The organism is Streptomyces sp. NPDC059668, assembly GCF_042734135.1.
In the GTDB taxonomy this organism is placed as follows: domain Bacteria; phylum Actinomycetota; class Actinomycetes; order Streptomycetales; family Streptomycetaceae; genus Streptomyces.
Window position 1 is genome coordinate 1 of the sequence record NZ_JBHWEL010000061.1, and the last position, 15,675, is coordinate 15,675.

General features: G+C 72.7%; 13 protein-coding genes. 5 read left to right on the forward strand and 8 right to left on the reverse strand.

Annotation, left to right across the window (positions count from 1 at the left end; genetic code table 11):
* Positions 1-115: 115 nt before the first annotated feature.
* A complete protein-coding gene (locus ACFV2J_RS32055; RefSeq protein WP_385088118.1) occupies positions 116-2,464 on the reverse strand; it encodes an alpha-L-fucosidase in 2,349 nt (782 codons plus the stop codon).
* 254 nt (positions 2,465-2,718) lie between these two features.
* On the opposite strand from ACFV2J_RS32055, the gene ACFV2J_RS32060 reads away from it, so the two are divergent.
* Positions 2,719-4,062, forward strand: coding sequence for an amidase (locus ACFV2J_RS32060; protein ID WP_385088120.1), 1,344 nt, complete (start codon positions 2,719-2,721; stop codon positions 4,060-4,062).
* Positions 4,063-4,083: 21 nt separating this feature from the next.
* Here the strand turns inward: ACFV2J_RS32060 and ACFV2J_RS32065 are convergent, their stop codons facing one another.
* A complete protein-coding gene (locus ACFV2J_RS32065; RefSeq protein ID WP_385088122.1) occupies positions 4,084-4,233 on the reverse strand; it encodes a hypothetical protein in 150 nt (49 codons plus the stop codon).
* 61 nt (positions 4,234-4,294) lie between these two features.
* A complete protein-coding gene (locus tag ACFV2J_RS32070; protein WP_385088124.1) occupies positions 4,295-4,462 on the reverse strand; it encodes a hypothetical protein in 168 nt (55 codons plus the stop codon).
* Between the two features lie 492 nt (positions 4,463-4,954).
* On the opposite strand from ACFV2J_RS32070, the gene ACFV2J_RS32075 reads away from it, so the two are divergent.
* From ACFV2J_RS32075 to ACFV2J_RS32085, 3 genes are all read left to right on the forward strand, one after another.
* Complete coding sequence (locus ACFV2J_RS32075; protein ID WP_385088126.1) at positions 4,955-6,139, forward strand: permease; 1,185 nt, start codon at positions 4,955-4,957, stop codon at positions 6,137-6,139.
* Positions 6,140-6,234: 95 nt separating this feature from the next.
* Positions 6,235-6,690 (forward strand): hypothetical protein, encoded by a 456-nt coding sequence (locus tag ACFV2J_RS32080; protein WP_385088128.1) that lies wholly within the window; start codon positions 6,235-6,237, stop codon positions 6,688-6,690.
* A gap of 25 nt (positions 6,691-6,715) precedes the next feature.
* Positions 6,716-7,540, forward strand: coding sequence for an SDR family oxidoreductase (locus tag ACFV2J_RS32085; protein ID WP_385088130.1), 825 nt, complete (start codon positions 6,716-6,718; stop codon positions 7,538-7,540).
* Between the two features lie 57 nt (positions 7,541-7,597).
* Here the strand turns inward: ACFV2J_RS32085 and ACFV2J_RS32090 are convergent, their stop codons facing one another.
* The 5 genes from ACFV2J_RS32090 to ACFV2J_RS32110 form a co-directional block, all read right to left on the reverse strand.
* Entirely contained in the window at positions 7,598-9,121 is a 1,524-nt protein-coding gene (locus ACFV2J_RS32090; RefSeq protein WP_385441908.1) for an SDR family NAD(P)-dependent oxidoreductase, read from the reverse strand.
* A gap of 114 nt (positions 9,122-9,235) precedes the next feature.
* Positions 9,236-10,567, reverse strand: coding sequence for a wax ester/triacylglycerol synthase family O-acyltransferase (locus ACFV2J_RS32095; protein ID WP_385088134.1), 1,332 nt, complete (start codon positions 10,565-10,567; stop codon positions 9,236-9,238).
* A 383-nt stretch (positions 10,568-10,950) separates the two neighbouring features.
* Complete coding sequence (gene glgC / locus ACFV2J_RS32100) at positions 10,951-12,210, reverse strand: glucose-1-phosphate adenylyltransferase (RefSeq protein ID WP_385088136.1); 1,260 nt, start codon at positions 12,208-12,210, stop codon at positions 10,951-10,953.
* 80 nt (positions 12,211-12,290) lie between these two features.
* Entirely contained in the window at positions 12,291-13,442 is a 1,152-nt protein-coding gene (gene glgA, locus ACFV2J_RS32105) for a glycogen synthase (protein ID WP_385088142.1), read from the reverse strand.
* Between the two features lie 74 nt (positions 13,443-13,516).
* Positions 13,517-14,284, reverse strand: a complete 768-nt coding sequence (locus tag ACFV2J_RS32110) for a (2Fe-2S)-binding protein (protein ID WP_385088138.1) — start codon at positions 14,282-14,284, stop codon at positions 13,517-13,519.
* A gap of 210 nt (positions 14,285-14,494) precedes the next feature.
* On the opposite strand from ACFV2J_RS32110, the gene ACFV2J_RS32115 reads away from it, so the two are divergent.
* A partial coding sequence (locus ACFV2J_RS32115; RefSeq protein ID WP_385441912.1) for a DMT family transporter occupies positions 14,495-15,675 on the forward strand: 1,181 nt, incomplete at its 3' end.

The following is a 15,675-nucleotide window of genomic DNA, read 5'->3' on the forward strand; positions in this document are numbered from 1 at the left end:
GGGGCGGGGCGGGGGGGCGCGCCCCCGCGCCGGGGGGGGCGGGGGGGGGGGGGGGGGGGGGCGGGCGCGGGGGGGGCGCCCGCCGCCCGCCCCCCCCCCCCCCACGGCACGGACGTCAGTCGCGCCACTCCACCTTGAACACCCAGACGTACCGGCCGGACCTGCGGGCGGCCTTCGGCACGTCGATCACCAAGGCCCCGTTCCGCACGGTCCAGTTGAGCGGCCGGTCGTGGCCGAGCAGGGTCACCCGGTCGCCGGGCCGGACCGGCACCGGCGCCTCGACGGTGAGGGTGGCGCCGGGCGCGGCCAGCGAGTGGATGTAGAAGGCCTCGTTCTGCCGCACGGTGAACCGCAGGTCCTCACCGAGCTGCGCCATCCGCGACCAGTACGTCGTGCCGTAGATCGCCTCGCCGTTGACCTTCAGCCACCGGCCGGTCTCGCGCAGCCGGGTCTGCATGATCTCCGGAATGGTGCCGTCGGCGCGCGGCCCGATGTCGAGCAGGAGGTTGCCGTTCTTGGAGACGATGTCGACCAGACTGCGGACCACTTCCTCGGCGGTCATGTAGGCGGCGTCGGGCGTGGCCCGGTTGTAGCCGTAGCTGAACGGGTCGAGGCCCCGGCTGGACTCCCACTTGGCGACGACGGTGTTCGCGTAGGTCGTGTACTCCGGGGTCGTGAAGTCGTGGAAGCCGATGCCCGAGCGGTTGTTGACGGTCACCTCGTAGGGCTGCGGCCGGTTCTTGCCGTGGTTGAAGTACTCGGAGAGCACCCGCAGGCTGTCGTTGGCGCCGCCGATGTCGCACCAGATGACGGACGGGTCGTAGCCGTGGATCAGTTCCAGCATCTGCGCGGCCTGGTAGTCCTTCACATAGTCCTTGCCCGCGGTGTATCCGGTGTACGGCACCGGCTCCCCGGTGTACGGGTTGCGCGGGGCGTGGCCCGACCAGGGGTTGTCGGGGTTGAACCACTCGGGCATGGAGAAGTACAGGCCGCGGTGCAGCTCGGGTGTGAACCGCCGCGAGGCGTCGAAGAGTTCGCGTACCAAGTCGCGTCCCGGGCCCATCTTCACGGAGTTGCGGTCGGCGACCCTGGTGTCCCACAGGGCGAAGCCCTCGTGGTGCTTGGCGGTGAGGACGTGGTACTGGGCTCCGGCGTCCCGGAACAACTCCACCCAGGCGCGCGGATCGAAGCGTTCGGCCGTGAACATCGGGATGAAGTCGTCGTAGGCGAAGTCCTCGCCGTACTTCTCCCGGTGGTAGGCGTACACCGCGTTGTCCGGGCTCTGGAGGTGGTTCCAATACCACTCGGCGTACTGTTCGCCCACCGGTGACCAGGCGGGCACCGAGTAGACGCCCCAGTGGATGAAGATGCCGAACTTGGCGCGGTGGAACCAGTACGGGGCCTGGTGGCCGGCGAGGGACTCCTCGGTGGGGCGGTAGTCCGGCACGCCGAGGGTCAGGGTGCGACGGGAGGCGGCCGCCCGCCGGCCGCGGCCTTCGGCGACCACCGTCCCCTCGCGCGCGGTGCCGGGTGCCGTGCCCACGCGGTTGCGGATGCCGACACGGACCCGCGCCTGCTCGCCGGGGTCGAGGCGGGTCACACGCGCGGGCTCGACCGTGCGGGCCCCGGGGACCTCGACGCCGACCGTCACCCGGTCACCAGCGAGGACGGCGACCGTTCCCGCGTTGACGACGGTGGCCTCCACGCTCTGCGCGCCGGTCGACTCCAGCAGCGAGAAGGTGGAGTGCGCGTCACGCAGGGCCAACGCCCGCCCCTGGGCGACCGGTTGGAGGGACAGCGCGAAGACGTGCAGCGAGGTCTGGTTCTCCTCGGCCGGCCGGGTGGTCGGCAGGGTGAGGGCGACCGCCTCGCGCCGCGGGTCGATCCAGACCTCCGCCGTGCCGATCCCGACGCTGTGCTCGTCCTTGCCGCCGTCCGGCCGGTAGCGGTACGGGGCGGAGAGCGAGCCGCCCGTCGCGTACCAGTCGGCGCCGCCGAGTCCGGCGGTCGTCGCCGAACCGTCGGCGTAGTGCACGGTGACCGTGCCGGATGCGTCGCCGTAGCTGCCCGCCGTGAGGAACAGGGCCGAGAGATAACGGCCCCGGGGGAGGTCGATGCGCTGGCCGAGGGCGACCACGTTGTTCCCGGCGCCCGCGGCGGAGGACGGGAAGAGGAACGCGATGCCGTCCACCTCGACCGGGCCCTCGGGCAGTTCCTCTCCGGGGAAGGTGTAGCCCGAACCGTCGAAGTCGCCGCCGGGGGCGGTCGCGCGGTCGACGCCGTCGTTGTCGAAGTGGGCGTCGAGCGGTACGGGAAGCGGGGCGGGGACGGGAACCCACTGCGGCGCCGGCCCCTCGGCCGGTTCGGCGGCCCGCGCCCCGGTCGCGGCGGTGAGCGGAAGAGCCGTGGCGGCGGCAACGGCCGCGGTGGCTCCCAGAACCTGACGTCTTGGATACGTACTCATGAGCGGCTCCAATTCATCGGATGTCTGATGATGAGACGGGTTCCGATGAGTGTCAACGAGGCCTGGAGGAACGGAACTTGCCGTAGTGGTCGGATGACACGGCATCTTGCGAGGACCGCCGGCCGACCGCCGGGTGAAAGGCCCAGGAGAGCCGGGGTGAATGTCCCCGCGCGGCGGCCCTCGACGCGACCCCCCGCATCCCGGCACAGTGCTCCTCGTACTCACCAGTAGTTCCCTGCCCCCGAGGAGCACCCGTGACCAGTTGGGCCGGCCGGACCGCCACCGAGATCGCCGCGGCCGTCCGCGAGAAGCGGATCACCCCCCGAGCCGTGGTGGCCGAACACCTCGCCCGGATCGAGCGGCTCGACGCCCGCGTCGGCGCCTTCCGGCTCGTACGGTCCGAGGCGGCCCTCGCGGAGGCCGACGCGCTGGCCGCCCGTCCGGACCTGGCCGGGCTCCCCCTCGCGGGCGTGCCGGTGGCGGTCAAGGACAACCTGCCGGTGCACGGCGAGTCCTGCCGACAGGGGTCGGCCGCCACCTCGGACGTCGCCGCCGGAGAGGACCATGTCACCGTGGCGCGGCTGCGCGCGGCGGGCGCCGTGGTGGTGGGCCTGACGAACGTGCCCGAGCTCTGCGTCTTCGGCACCTCGGACAGCGTGTACGGCATCGCCCGCAACCCGTGGGACACCTCGCGCACGGCCGGCGGCTCCTCGGGCGGCAGCGCGGCCGCCGTCGCCGCCGGGATGGTGCCCCTCGCACTGGGCAACGACGGGATGGGGTCGCTGCGCATTCCGGCGGCCAACTGCGGTCTGGTCGGGCTGAAGCCGGGCCACGGCACGGTGCCGGCCGGTATCGGTCACGGCGACTGGTTCGGCATGTCGGAGAACGGGCCGCTCGCCACCACCGTGGCGGACGCGCGGCTGATGCTGGCGGTTCTCGCGGACATCGAGGCGGTACGGCCCTCGGGGAACCTCGTCCGGAAGGTGGCGGTCTCCGTGCGCAGTCCCCTGGCCGGGGTGACCGTCGGCCGCCCCTACGCGGCGGCGGCCCGGGAGGCGGCCGGGCTGCTGGCCGGGGCGGGGCACCAGGTACGGGCCGCCGACCCTTCGTACCCGCTCTGGCTGGGCACCACCTCGCTCGCGCACTGGACGGCGGGGACCGCGGTGGACGCCGCGGACCTCGACCCGCGTCGGCTCACCCGCCGCACGCGGACGCACGCCGCCGTGGGCCGCCGCTTCGTGGCCGGTGTGCGCACCGGTGAGCGGAGGGAGCAGTTGCGCGCGCGTCTGGCGCCGTTCTTCGAGGAGCACGACGTGCTGCTGACCCCCGCGCTGGCCCGGCGGGGTCCGGCCGCCGCGGCCTGGCACGAGCGGGGGTGGCTGCGCAACCTGCTGGCCAACACGAGCTACTCGCCGATGACTCCGCCCTGGAACCTCACCGGGTGGCCCGCGATGGCGGTGCCGTTCGGAACCCTGCCGGGCGGCGCCCCGTGCGCCGTTCAGCTGGTCGGGCGACCCGGCTCCGAGCTGGAACTGCTGGAGCTGGCGGGACAGTTGGAGGAGCTGCGTCCGTGGAGGCGGACGGCGCCGCTGGACTGAGGCCGGTCCGTGCCGCCCGCGTCAGGGGTACTCGTGGGCGTCGGGCTCGGTGGCCGGGACGGCGTTCGGCACGGTGACATCGGGAGAGGTCCGCGGCGGGGCGCCCGAGACGCCGGATCCGAGGCCGGTCACCGGCCATCGGCCGTCGGCCCCGGTTTCCGCGATCGGCATGGGCGTGCATCCGGCACGCCCATGCCGTCGGCTGTCGCGAGGGGGTTCCTCGCGGAGGCGGTCAGTCGACGCTGGGCAGGATGTGGGGCTCGGCGAGGTCGTCCTCGTAACCCGCGAGGCGGATCGGCGCGGACCTGGCCCACACGTCGAGGCTCCCCAGCTTCTTCTCGGGCCGCCGCTCCGCGCGTTCCTTGGGGCGTTGATCGCGATTCGTCTTCTCCGGTGTCACCGCGCACTCCTTATGTGTCGGGTCACCCTCGGGACGTACAGGGGCCAGTATGTTTCCGGCCGCCTGACGCCCGCTCGGGTCTGAGTCGAAGGCAGTTAGGGACGCGGTGGCGCCGGTAACTCGAGTGAGAGCAGGCCGTGGTGACCGGCTGTCCCGGGACGGACCATGGGTGTGGGTGGGACCCCTTCAGGCTGTCCGTCGGTACAGGGTAACCAAATGAGCGGATGGCCGCTCTATGGGGCTGAAAACAAGAGGTAACCGTCTCGCGTCGATCGACGCCTCCCGGGCGCTGATCTGCGTCTATTCGGGGACATATCGCCCCTTCACATCACTCGTTCGGCGTAGTGGGCGCACGCACCGCTCCCCCGGAACAGTCCACCGACACGCGGACGGACCCCCGCCGACCCGCCGCGACACTCCGCGATTGATACCCCCAGGGGGTACAGTCGCGCGGACACCGCGGAAGCCGCCCACCGGGAGAGAGCCAAGCCGATGCACGCGATCCTGCACGCGCTGTCCATCGCCGGGTCCATGACCTGGGAGATCGCCTGGGCGCTGATCCTCGGATTCGCCCTGTCCGCCGTGGTCCAGGCGGTGGTGCGGAGGGCGACGGTCGCGCGGCTGCTCGGTGACGACCGGCCGCGGACGCTCGCCCTGGCCGCCGGGCTCGGCACGGCGTCCTCGTCCTGCTCGTACGCGGCCGTGGCCCTCGCGCGCTCCCTGTTCCGCAAGGGCGCGAACTTCACCGCGGCGATGGCGTTCGAGATCGCCTCGACCAATCTCGTGATCGAACTCGGCGTGATTCTCGCCCTGTTGATGGGCTGGCAGTTCACCGTCGCCGAGTTCGTCGGTGGCCCGGTCATGATCGTGGTGCTGGCGGTGCTCTTCCGGATGTTCCTGCGCGAGCCGCTGCTGCGGCAGGCCCGGCAACAGGCGGAGCGGGGGCTCGCCGGGTCCATGGAGGGCCACGCGGCGATGGACATGTCGGTACGGGGCGAGGGCTCGTTCGGACGCCGGCTGTTCTCCGGCGCGGGCTTCACCTCGGTCGCACACGTGTTCGTCATGGAGTGGGCGGCGATCCTGCGCGACCTGGTGGGCGGGCTGCTGATCGCGGGGGCCATCGCGGCCTGGGTGCCCGACTCCTTCTGGCGCTCCTTCTTCCTGGACGGCCATCCGCTCGCCGCGAAGCTGGTGGGGCCCCTGATCGGGCCGCTCGTGGCGATCGCCTCCTTCGTCTGCTCGATCGGGAACGTGCCGCTGGCCGTCGTGCTGTGGAAGGGCGGCATCAGCTTCGGGGGCGTCGTCGCGTTCGTCTTCGCCGACCTGCTGATCCTGCCGATCCTGAACATCTACCGGAAGTACTACGGCCTGCGGATGACGGCCTTCCTGCTGGTCACCTTCTACGGGGCCATGGTGTTCGCCGGGTACGTCGTGGAGGTCCTCTTCGGCGGCCTCGGGCTCGTCCCCGACCAGGCCGACGCCCGGATTCCCATGGAAGGCGTCTCCTGGGACTACACGACCTGGCTCAACATCGTCTTCCTGCTGCTCGCGGCGGCGCTGGTGTGGCGCTTCCTGCGCACCGGCGGCCCCACGATGCTGCGGACGATGGGCGGCTCACCGGGGGCGGCGGAGCAACCGGGTCATGGAGGGCACGACCACCCGCACGGCCACCGCTGAACACGGCGCGCAGTTCAGGTCCCGTTGGCCGGTTCGCAAGCCGGCCATGCTGTGCTGGCGCCCGGCAACGGCTTTTCTCGCGGAAGGACCGACGCATGGAGCTGCGCAGCGTCGAAGAGCTGATGGATCTGCTGCACGCCTGCCGGGGCACCCGGCACACCGCGGACGGCAGCGGCGGCCCGGTCGATGTGCACGACCACGCGCTGCAGACCGCCGCCCTGCTGCGCCGGAGCCATCCGGCCGACAAGGAACTCCAGGTGGCGGGCCTGGTCCACGGCATCGGCCAGCTGCTGCGCCCCGGTGACGCCACCGCGCACGCCGGGCTGGCACCGGACCTGGTGGGCCCCCTGCTCGGCGACCGCGTCTCCCGCCTCGGACGCCTCCGCTCGGGCACCCGGCGGGACCCCTGCGACGCCGACGACGCGCTGAGCCTGCGCCAGGCCTGCGACGGGGGCCGCGTCGCCGGACTCCACGCCGGGGTGCTGGAGGACTGGCGCACGGTGGTGGAGCTGGTGGCGGCGCAGCACTCCCGGCTGGGGGCTGTCGACTGACGGTCCGTCATGAGACGGTACGCGGATGACGTCGCCGTACGGACTGCGGGGCAGGGCCGCCATCGTCACCGGGGCCTCGCGCGGGATCGGGCTGGCCGTCGCCGAGGAGCTCGCGCGGGCTGGGGCACGGGTGTGTGTGACCGCCCGGGACGCGGACGCGGTGGGCCGGGCCGCCGAGCGGCTCGGCGGGGTCTCCCTCGCCGGTTCGGTCGCCGATCCGGCGCATCTGAGAGCGGTGACCGAGCTGACGCTGCGCGAGTTCGGGCGCGTCGACCTCGTGGTGAACAACGCGGCGACCAACCAGCCGTACGGCCCGCTCATGGACGTCGACCCGGACCGCTGGCGCACGGCGTTCACCGTCAACGTCGAGGCCGCGCTGCGGCTGGCACAGTACGCCTGGCACGGCTGGATGCGCGAGCACGGCGGTGCGATCGTCAACGTGTGCACGGAGGGCGCGGACCACGTGGGACCGCACGTGGGTGCGTACGGCACCAGCAAGGCGGCCCTGCTGCACCTGACCCGGCAGCTCGCCGGCGAACTGGCCCCGCGGGTCCGGGTCAACTCCGTCTCCCCCGGCCTCGTCCGCACCGAGATGGCCCGCTTCGTCTGGGAGGACTCCGAGGACGAGCTCGGCGCCGGGCTCCCGCTGGGCCGTATCGGGCGGCCCGAGGACGTCGCGCGAGCGGTGGTGTGGCTGGCCTCCGACGCCGCCGAGTGGATCACCGGCGCCGATCTGCTGGTCGACGGAGGGACCCGGGTCCGGGCCGCGCGCGGGGCCGGCCACGCCCTGCACGACCGTCTGCGCGGCCGCGCGCCGGACGGTGGACGCTGGGACCCACGCGCGCCGTGAGCCCGCCGGGCCGCCGCCGTGGCCGCCCGCGGCCCGGACCCCACGTTGCCGGAGGGACTACCACTTGCCGGGCGCGTAGTCCTTCATGAAGACGCCGTAGAGCTCCTCGCCCTGCTCGCCGCGCACGATCGGGTCGTACACCCGGGCCGCACCGTCGACGAGGTCGAGGGGGGCGTGGAAGCCCGCGTCGGCCAGGCGCATCTTGTCGGGGTGCGGACGCTCGTCGGTGATCCAGCCGGTGTCGACGGCGGTCATCAGGATGCGGTCCTTCTCGAACATCTCCTGGGCACTGGTGCGCGTGAGCATGTTCAGGGCGGCCTTGGCCATGTTGGTGTGCGGGTGGCCGGCGCCCTTGTAGCCGCGGTTGAAGACGCCCTCCATCGCGGAGACGTTCACGATGTACGTCCGCTCGGCCCGCGCCGCCGCCATCGCCGCGCGCAGGCGGCTGATCAGGATGAACGGCGCGGTGGAGTTGCAGAGCTGCACTTCGAGCAGCTCGACCGGCGTGACCTCCTCGACGGCCTGGATCCAGCTGTTGGTGTCGTGCAGGTCGGGCACGAGTCCGCCGGCGTCGATGGCCGTACCGGCCGCGATCCGCTCCAGCGAGGCGGATCCGGACACCAGCGCGAGGTCCGTGACGTCCTGCGCGCTCAGCGCGCCGCCGCCGGGGACCGGGAGCGCGGCCACCGCGCCGGAGCCGAAGGTGCCGATGACCTCGGCGGGCGGCAGCTCACCGGCGGGCAGCGGACCGGACTCGGCGGCGAGCAGCTCGCCGTAGGCCTGGGGCGAGCGGCGTACGGTCTGGGCCGCGTTGTTGATCAGGATGTCGAGCGGGCCCGCGGCGGCGACGGAGTCGGCGAGCGCGACGACCTGGGCCGGGTCGCGCAGGTCGATGCCGACGATCTTCAGCCGGCCGATCCACTCGTCGCTGTCGGGCATGGCCTTGAAGCGGCGGATCGCGTCGTTCGGGAAACGGGTGGTGATGGTGGTGTGGGCGCCGTCGCGCAGCAGCCGCAGCGCGATGTACATGCCGATCTTGGCGCGGCCGCCGGTGAGCAGCGCGCGCTTGCCGGTGAGGTCGGTGCGGGCGTCGCGGCGGGCCCGGTTCTCGGCCGCGCAGTTCTGGCAGAGCTGGTGGTAGAAGTAGTCGACCTCGACGTACCGCGTCTTGCAGATGTAGCAGGAGCGCGGGCGCTGGAGTATCCCCGCGATCTCGCCGGCCTCGGTGACGGACGAGGGCAGGATGCCCTCGGTCTCGTCGTCGATGCGCTGGGCGGAACCGGTCGCGGTGGACTCGGTCACGGCCTTGTCGTGGGCCGTCTTGGCGGCCCTGCGGTCCTGGCGGCGGCGCTGCTTCACCATGCGGTAGACGCCCGCGGTGGCGCGGCGCACGGCGATGGCGTCGGGGTGGTCGACGTGGATCCGGTCGAGCTCGTCGAGCACGCTCAGACAGACGGCCAGCCGCTGCGGGTCGATGCCCGGCCCGTACGCCTCCGCCGTCGCGTCGACGGCGGAAGCCGCCCGGTCGTCCTCTGCCGTGTCCACGGCGAGAGCCGCCTGGCCGTCCTCTGTCACCGTCATCGCCGTTGCCGCTTCCTGGGGTTTCGCGCCGCGCTCGAACCGCGCTCGCTTTCGAAGGCGGAATTTTACGGAGCAAGGGGGCAAGGCGCCAAACCCGCGGTGATCACCGGCCTCTCAGGCGCCGCAGGCGATGATCAGTGTCTCCACCTCCTCGGTCAGCGCGCGGGCCAGCCGGTGCAGGTCCGGCACGGCCTCCGCGTCGGCGACGAGCCCGTAGTGGACCCGTCCGCGGAACGTCGAGACCGCCACCGCCAGCGCCTGGCCGCGGGCCAGCGGCGCGAGCGGATAGACCTCGGCGAGCGGGCAGCCGCCGAGCTTCAGGCCGAGGCTGGGCAGCGGCACGCTGGTGACGAGGATGTCGAAGAGCAGCCGGGCCGCCTGGCCGACGACGGGGCCGCCGAGACGGTGGCCGAGCGGTGGCACGTGGTCCGCGAGCAGCGCCACGGCGCCCGCTCCCCGGTTGGGGCCCGCGTCCTTGTTGCGGTCCATGGCCGTCCGCACCGCGCGCAGCCGGCCGACCGGGTCCGGGTCGTCCACCGGAAGCCGTATCAGGTAACCGGAGAGCCGGTTGCCCTGTGGGTGGGCGGTGCGCGGGCGGCGCCTGGAGACCGGGATCAGCGCGCGGGGCGCCACGCCCTCGCTGCCGTCGCCGCGCTCGTCGAGCCAGTTGCGCAGGGCGCCCGCCACGACGGCGATCAGGACGTCGTTGACGGTGCCGCCGACACTCTTGCGGACGCGGTGCACGTCGTCCAGGTCGAGGGACACACCCGCGATGCGACGGGTGCCGGTGGCCCGCGAGGTCAGCGCGGGTGAGGAGCGGACGCCGAGGGTGGCGCGGGCGACCGAGGTGCCGATGTCCAGCGCGCGGCCCACGTCGGAGAGGGTGCCGCGGACCAGCCCGGGCAGTTTGCGGACGTCCGGGAAGAGCGCCCGGGGCGGCTCCGCGGGCCGCGGGCGGGGTTCGGGCATGTCCACCGGGTCCATCAGGGCGGCGGCGAGCATCAGCGCCCGCAGCCCGTCCGCCAGGGCGTGGTGGAACTTGAAGAACACGGCGAACGAGGTGCCGTCCTCGCCGGGCAGGACATGTGCCTCCCAGGGCGGCCTGCCGCGCAGCAGCGGGCGCTCCATGAGGCGTCCCGCCGCCGTGTGGAAGTCGGTGGTCGGCGCGTGCAGCCGTACGTGGTCGAGCGGGTCGAAGTGCGGTGCGGGTTCCCGGGTCGCGCTGCCGAAGGTCGGTGGGTAGACGAGAGGCTGCCAGACGTCGCGGATCCGCATGCGCAGCCCGGGGACCCCGGCCGCGCGGGCCGCGAGCAGGTCGGCGGCGTGCGCGCCCGCGGTGGGCGAATGCGCCGTGAAGACACCGAGGGCACCGAGGTGCATCGGGTGCTGGGCGGACTCGATGTTCCAGAACGCCAGGTCGAGTGGTGCGAGGAGATCGGAAGTCAAGGGCTTGCTCTCGCGTCGACGACGGTTGAGCAAGCAGTCAAACCCCGAGAGGCGATTACGGTCAAGTACGATCAAGCTACGCACAGTTAACAGCAGATTAAGCCCGGCCCCTGGAAGAGGGGTGGGACACAAGGGGCACTTGAGGTCGGTTCGGACCCAGAGGTCCCGGAGAGCCCCCAGAACCCCAGCCGGACGGCTCAGCGCCGAGAGTGAACGCGTCGCACGAAGGGCGCGCGCGGCGGCAGGGACCTGATCCGTACGCCCATGCGAAGCGCTCGCCGCGCACGGCCGTACGGGGCATCAAAACCGTACGGCCGTACGAGGATCGGCCGGATTTCCGGACGGTCCGCGACCTCGGCGCCGGACCGGGCGGCCGGCCGGGTCTACGGCACGAGCCGGCCCTTCCCGAGCGCGATCACCCCGTTCCCGGAGACCGTGTACAGCTCCGCGTCCCGCTCCGGGTTCACGCCGATCGTCGCGCCCGGGGGCACCTCGACGTTCTTGTCGAGCACCGCGCCGCGCACCACCGCGCCACGCCCTATGCGCACGTTGTCGTGCAGGACCGAGCCCTGGACGACGGCGCCCGGGTCGACGAGGACGCCCGGCGACAGCACCGACCGTGTGACCTGCCCCCGGATCAGACAGCCCGCGCTGACGATCGACTCGCTCGCGATGCCCCCGGTGCTGAATCTCGCCGGCGAGAGCTGCCCGGAGTGCGTGTAGATGGGCCACCTGCGGTTGTAGAGGTTGAAGGCGGGGCGTTCGGCGATCAGGTCCATGTGGGCGTCGTAGTACGCGTCGAGCGTCCCGACGTCGCGCCAGTACCCCTGGTCCCCGGTGGTCTCCCCGGGGACGTGGTTCTCGCTGAAGTCGTAGAGCCGCGCCTCGCCGCGCTCGGTGAGCATGGGCAGGATCGACCCGCCCATGTCGTGCACGGAGTGCTCGTCCTCGGCGTCCCGCTGGAGCGCCTCCACCAGGGCCTTGGTGGTGAAGATGTAGTTGCCCATGGAGGCGAAGACACAGCCGGGGTCGTCGGGCAGTCCCGGCGGGTCGGCGGGCTTCTCCAGGAAGCCCCGCACGGTCTGGCCGTCGGAGCCGGGGGTGATGACACCGAACGAGGAGGACTCGGTGCGCGGCACCCGTATCCCCGCCACCGTCACACCCGCGCCGCTCTCGATGTGCTGGGCGAGCATCTGCCGCGGGTCCATGCGGTAGACGTGGTCGGCGCCGAACACCGCGATGTAGTCGGGCCGTTCGTCGTACACGAGGTTGAGTGACTGGAGGATCGCGTCCGCGCTGCCCAGGTACCAGCGCGGGCCGAGCCGCTGCTGGGCGGGGACCGGCGTGACGTAGTTGCCGAGCAGGCTCGACATCCGCCAGGTCGTCGTCACGTGCCGGTCCAGCGAGTGCGACTTGTACTGCGTCAGGACGCAGATGCGCAGGATGTCCGCGTTGACGAGATTGGAGAGCACGAAGTCCACCAGGCGGTAGGTCCCGCCGAAGGTGACCGCCGGTTTCGCGCGGTCCGCGGTGAGGGGCATCAGACGCTTGCCCTCTCCCCCCGCGAGTACGATTCCCAGTACGGAAGGCCCCTCCCCCAGGTCCCGGCTCCACTCGCCCAGGGGGTGTCCCGTTCGCCGCATGCCGCCGCCCCTCTACGCCCGCTCGGACCGCGTCCGGTTGCCGGACGGGCCCCTGTTGCCGAAGTACGCCTCTCCGATGGTTACCCCGCTTTGAGGACTTCCTCGTACAACTGGACGGTCCTTCGGGCCACCGCGTCCCAGCCGAACTCCCGTACCGCGCGCTCCTGTCCGGCCTCGCCCATCCGCCGGGCGGCCAGAGGATCGGCGAGAACCGAGTCGAGGGCGCGTGCCAGAGCGGCCTCGAATTCCTGATCGACCGTCACCAGCACGCCCGTCACCCCGTCCTCGACGACCTCGGGGATGCCGCCGACCCGGGACGCGACCACGGCCGTTCCGCAGGCCATCGCCTCCAGGTTGACGATGCCGAGCGGCTCGTAGACCGAGGGACAGACGAACACGGCCGCGTGCGTGAGGAGTTGGATGACTTCGGGGCGCGGCAGCATCTGCGGGATCCAGTGCACTCCCTCGCGGACGCCGCTCAGCTCCTGGAAGAGTTCACGGAACTCCCGGCCGATCTCGGGGGTGTCGGGGGCTCCCGCGCACAGCACCACCTGCACGGCCGGGTCGATGTCCCGCACCGCGCGCAGGAGTTGGGGCACGCCCTTCTGCCGGGTGATACGGCCGACGAACAGCACGTAGGGGCGGCCGGAGTCGACTCCGATGCGGTCGAGGACGTCGGTGCCCGGATCCGGCCGGTAGAGGGCGGTGTCGATGCCGTTGTGCACGACCCGCACCTTCGCCGGGTCCAGGGCCGGATAACAGGTCAGGATGTCCTCGCGCATGGCACCGGAGACGGCGATGACGGCGTCGGCGGACTCGATGGCGGTGCGCTCGGCCCAGCTGGAGAGGGCGTAACCGCCGCCGAGCTGTTCGGCCTTCCAGGGGCGCAGCGGCTCCAGGGAGTGGGCGGTCATGACGTGCGGGATGCCGTGGAGCAGCTTGCCGAAGTGGCCGGCGAGGTTCGCGTACCAGGTGTGCGAGTGGACGAGTTCGCGGCCTTCGAGGGCGGCGGCGATGGCGAGGTCCACCGAGAACGTGCGCAGGGCGTCGTTCGCGCCGTCGAGCGAGGGCCAGGGCCGGTGACGCACGACGCCGCCCGCGGCGCCCTCGCCCCAGCAGTGCACGTCCAGCTCGGTGAGCGCACGCAACTCCCGGGCGAGGAACTCGACATGGACGCCGGCGCCGCCGTACACGTCCGGCGGATACTCCCGGGTCAGCAGTCCCACTCGCACACAGAACCCCCCGTCGTTCCGGTCGGTGTCCCTCATGGTCACCCACAAGGAGCGCGCGCGGAAGACCACGGTCCTCAGGAACGGGGGCTTGTTCCCCGGCGGCCGGCGGTCCGGCCCGGCGGACGGTCGAAGCAGCAGTCACCGCAGAGACCGCCGCCGGGAAGGCGGTAGTAGAGGCAGCAGCTGCGGCGGCGCAGCGTTCGGGGGTCGAGGGTGCCGGCCAGACCGGGCCCGGAGAGGAGCCCGACGGTCAGGGTGCGGGCCCGCTCGGCCACGTCGGCGCGGCCGTGGGCGCGGGCCCAGCGGTCCAGCTGGCGCCAGGCGCCCGCCAGGGCCGAGGCCGCGTTTCCCCGCAGCAGGCCCGGTGAGACGCGGTACCGGGACCGCAGGGCGGCCTCCAGGGGGGCCAGATGGCCGTCGCGTACGACCGTCCCGATCGCGTGCGCGGGCACGGCGCGCACCTCGGACAGCCACAGGTCGTCCGGAGCGCTGCCGTCCGGGTCCCAGCGCAGCAGTCGCGGATCGAGGTCGGGCAACCGCCCGTACACCGCGGCGGCGCCCAGCGCGATCGACCAGAGCCGGGCCGCGAGCGCCTGCTGCGCCACGGACACCGCGATCCGGGGCTCAGGAGCCCGCAGACCCTCCGCGACCTTCCGCACACGGAAAATCATGGGATCTCCGTAAACCTCTCCGGGGTGATCGACTTCCGGCGCCTCGTAGGCCCGGGCGAGGGTCGGCAGCGGCCCGTGCGGCGGCACGCCGGTGCGTAGTACGGAGAAGCCGCCGAGCGCGTCGAGCGCCGCGAGATCGGGGTCGAGGTCCACGAAAAGCAGTAGTACCAAGCCCCCTAGGGGATTCCACCGCCGGGGCTCCCCCTTGTGTCGCCCACCCAGGGGAGGACAAGGCGCGTGTCGTACTCCATCGGCAGTAGTACGCATTGCCTGCTCAGGTACGACGACGCGGAGGGCCGAACGGGGGATCGTAGTCACCATGAAGGCCGATCGTTCGCCGTGCCGGGCACCGCGCCCACGCCGCACGCAGAGGAGGGACTCATGAGCGCGCTCGCGCTGTCCGTCCTGCTCTCGTTCGTCTCCGCCGTCGCGTACGCGGGCGGCGCGATCGTGCAGGAGCAGGTCGCGCTGACCTCTCCCGAGCAGACGTACGCCCCGCTGCGCCGTCCCGGCTGGTGGGCGGCCGTCGCCCTGACCGGCCTCGGCGGCGTGCTGCACGTGGTGGCGCTCGCCTACGGCCCGCTGAGCCTGGTGCAGCCGCTGGGCGCGCTCACCATCGTGTTCGCCCTGCCCATGGCCGCGCTCTTCGTGGGCCGCAGGGCCGGGGCGACCGCCTGGCGGGGCGCGATCATGGCCACGGTGGGTCTCGCGGTGCTGCTCGCGCTGGTCGGCTCGGCCGACGCGCAGTCCCTGACCACCACCCAGCGCACGGTGCTGGCCGTGGTGGCCGGCGGAGCGGTGGTGGCGTTCATGGTCGCGGGTCGCGCCGCGCACCGGCACCCGGCCGTACGCAGCGTGCTGCTCGCGGTGGGGTCGGGCACGGCCTTCAGCATGTCCTCGGTGTTCACCAAGACGGTCGCGGTGGACTGGGCACACCACGTCTCGCTCTCCGACCTGCCGAGCCTCGCGCTCATCGGCGTCTTCGCGACGGCCGGAATGCTGCTGTCGCAGGCCTCCTACCGCGGCGGCGGTCTCGCCGCGCCGCTGGCCACGCTGACGGTCGTGAACCCGGTCGTCGCGGCCGCCGTCGGCATCACGATGTTCGGTGAGACGTTCCGCTACGGCGAGACGGGCACCCTGCTCGCGCTGGCCTGCGGGGTCGTCGCCGCGGGCGGTCTGATCCTCCTCACGACGGAGCAGATCGGCAGCACCCGGCGTCCCGCCGAGGACGCCCCGGCCGAGGACTCGGACCCCGGTGCCGGTCCGGGCGGTACGGCCCTCGCCGTCCCCGCGACGCCGGATCCCGTCGAGGAGCTGCTGCTGCTCGCCGTCATTCCCGACCAGCCCGTCCCTCCGGCCCGCGCGGACGCCGCGGGACTCCGCGCGAACGGGATCACGGCGGGGCCGGGCGAGGACAGCCTCGTGTCCCGCGTACCGACGCCGGTGACGGCGCCGTGGCGGGGGGGGGGGGGGGGGGGGGGCGGGGCGCCGGCGCGGACCAGACGGTGTGTGGGAGAGCGCGGGGGGCGGTCTGTCGAGCGAATCCGGACCGCCGCGGCCCC

Bases quoted from the DNA above. Each gene is read 5' to 3' on its own strand.
- ACFV2J_RS32055 (WP_385088118.1), bottom strand. From the start codon at position 2,464: ATGAGTACGTATCCAAGACGTCAGGTTCTGGGAGCCACCGCGGCCGTT.
- ACFV2J_RS32065 (WP_385088122.1), bottom strand. From the start codon at position 4,233: ATGCCGATCGCGGAAACCGGGGCCGACGGCCGATGGCCGGTGACCGGC.
- ACFV2J_RS32075 (WP_385088126.1), top strand. From the start codon at position 4,955: ATGCACGCGATCCTGCACGCGCTGTCCATCGCCGGGTCCATGACCTGG.
- ACFV2J_RS32080 (WP_385088128.1), top strand. From the start codon at position 6,235: ATGGAGCTGCGCAGCGTCGAAGAGCTGATGGATCTGCTGCACGCCTGC.
- ACFV2J_RS32085 (WP_385088130.1), top strand. From the start codon at position 6,716: ATGACGTCGCCGTACGGACTGCGGGGCAGGGCCGCCATCGTCACCGGG.
- ACFV2J_RS32090 (WP_385441908.1), bottom strand. From the start codon at position 9,121: ATGACGGTGACAGAGGACGGCCAGGCGGCTCTCGCCGTGGACACGGCA.
- glgC (WP_385088136.1), bottom strand. From the start codon at position 12,210: ATGCGGCGAACGGGACACCCCCTGGGCGAGTGGAGCCGGGACCTGGGG.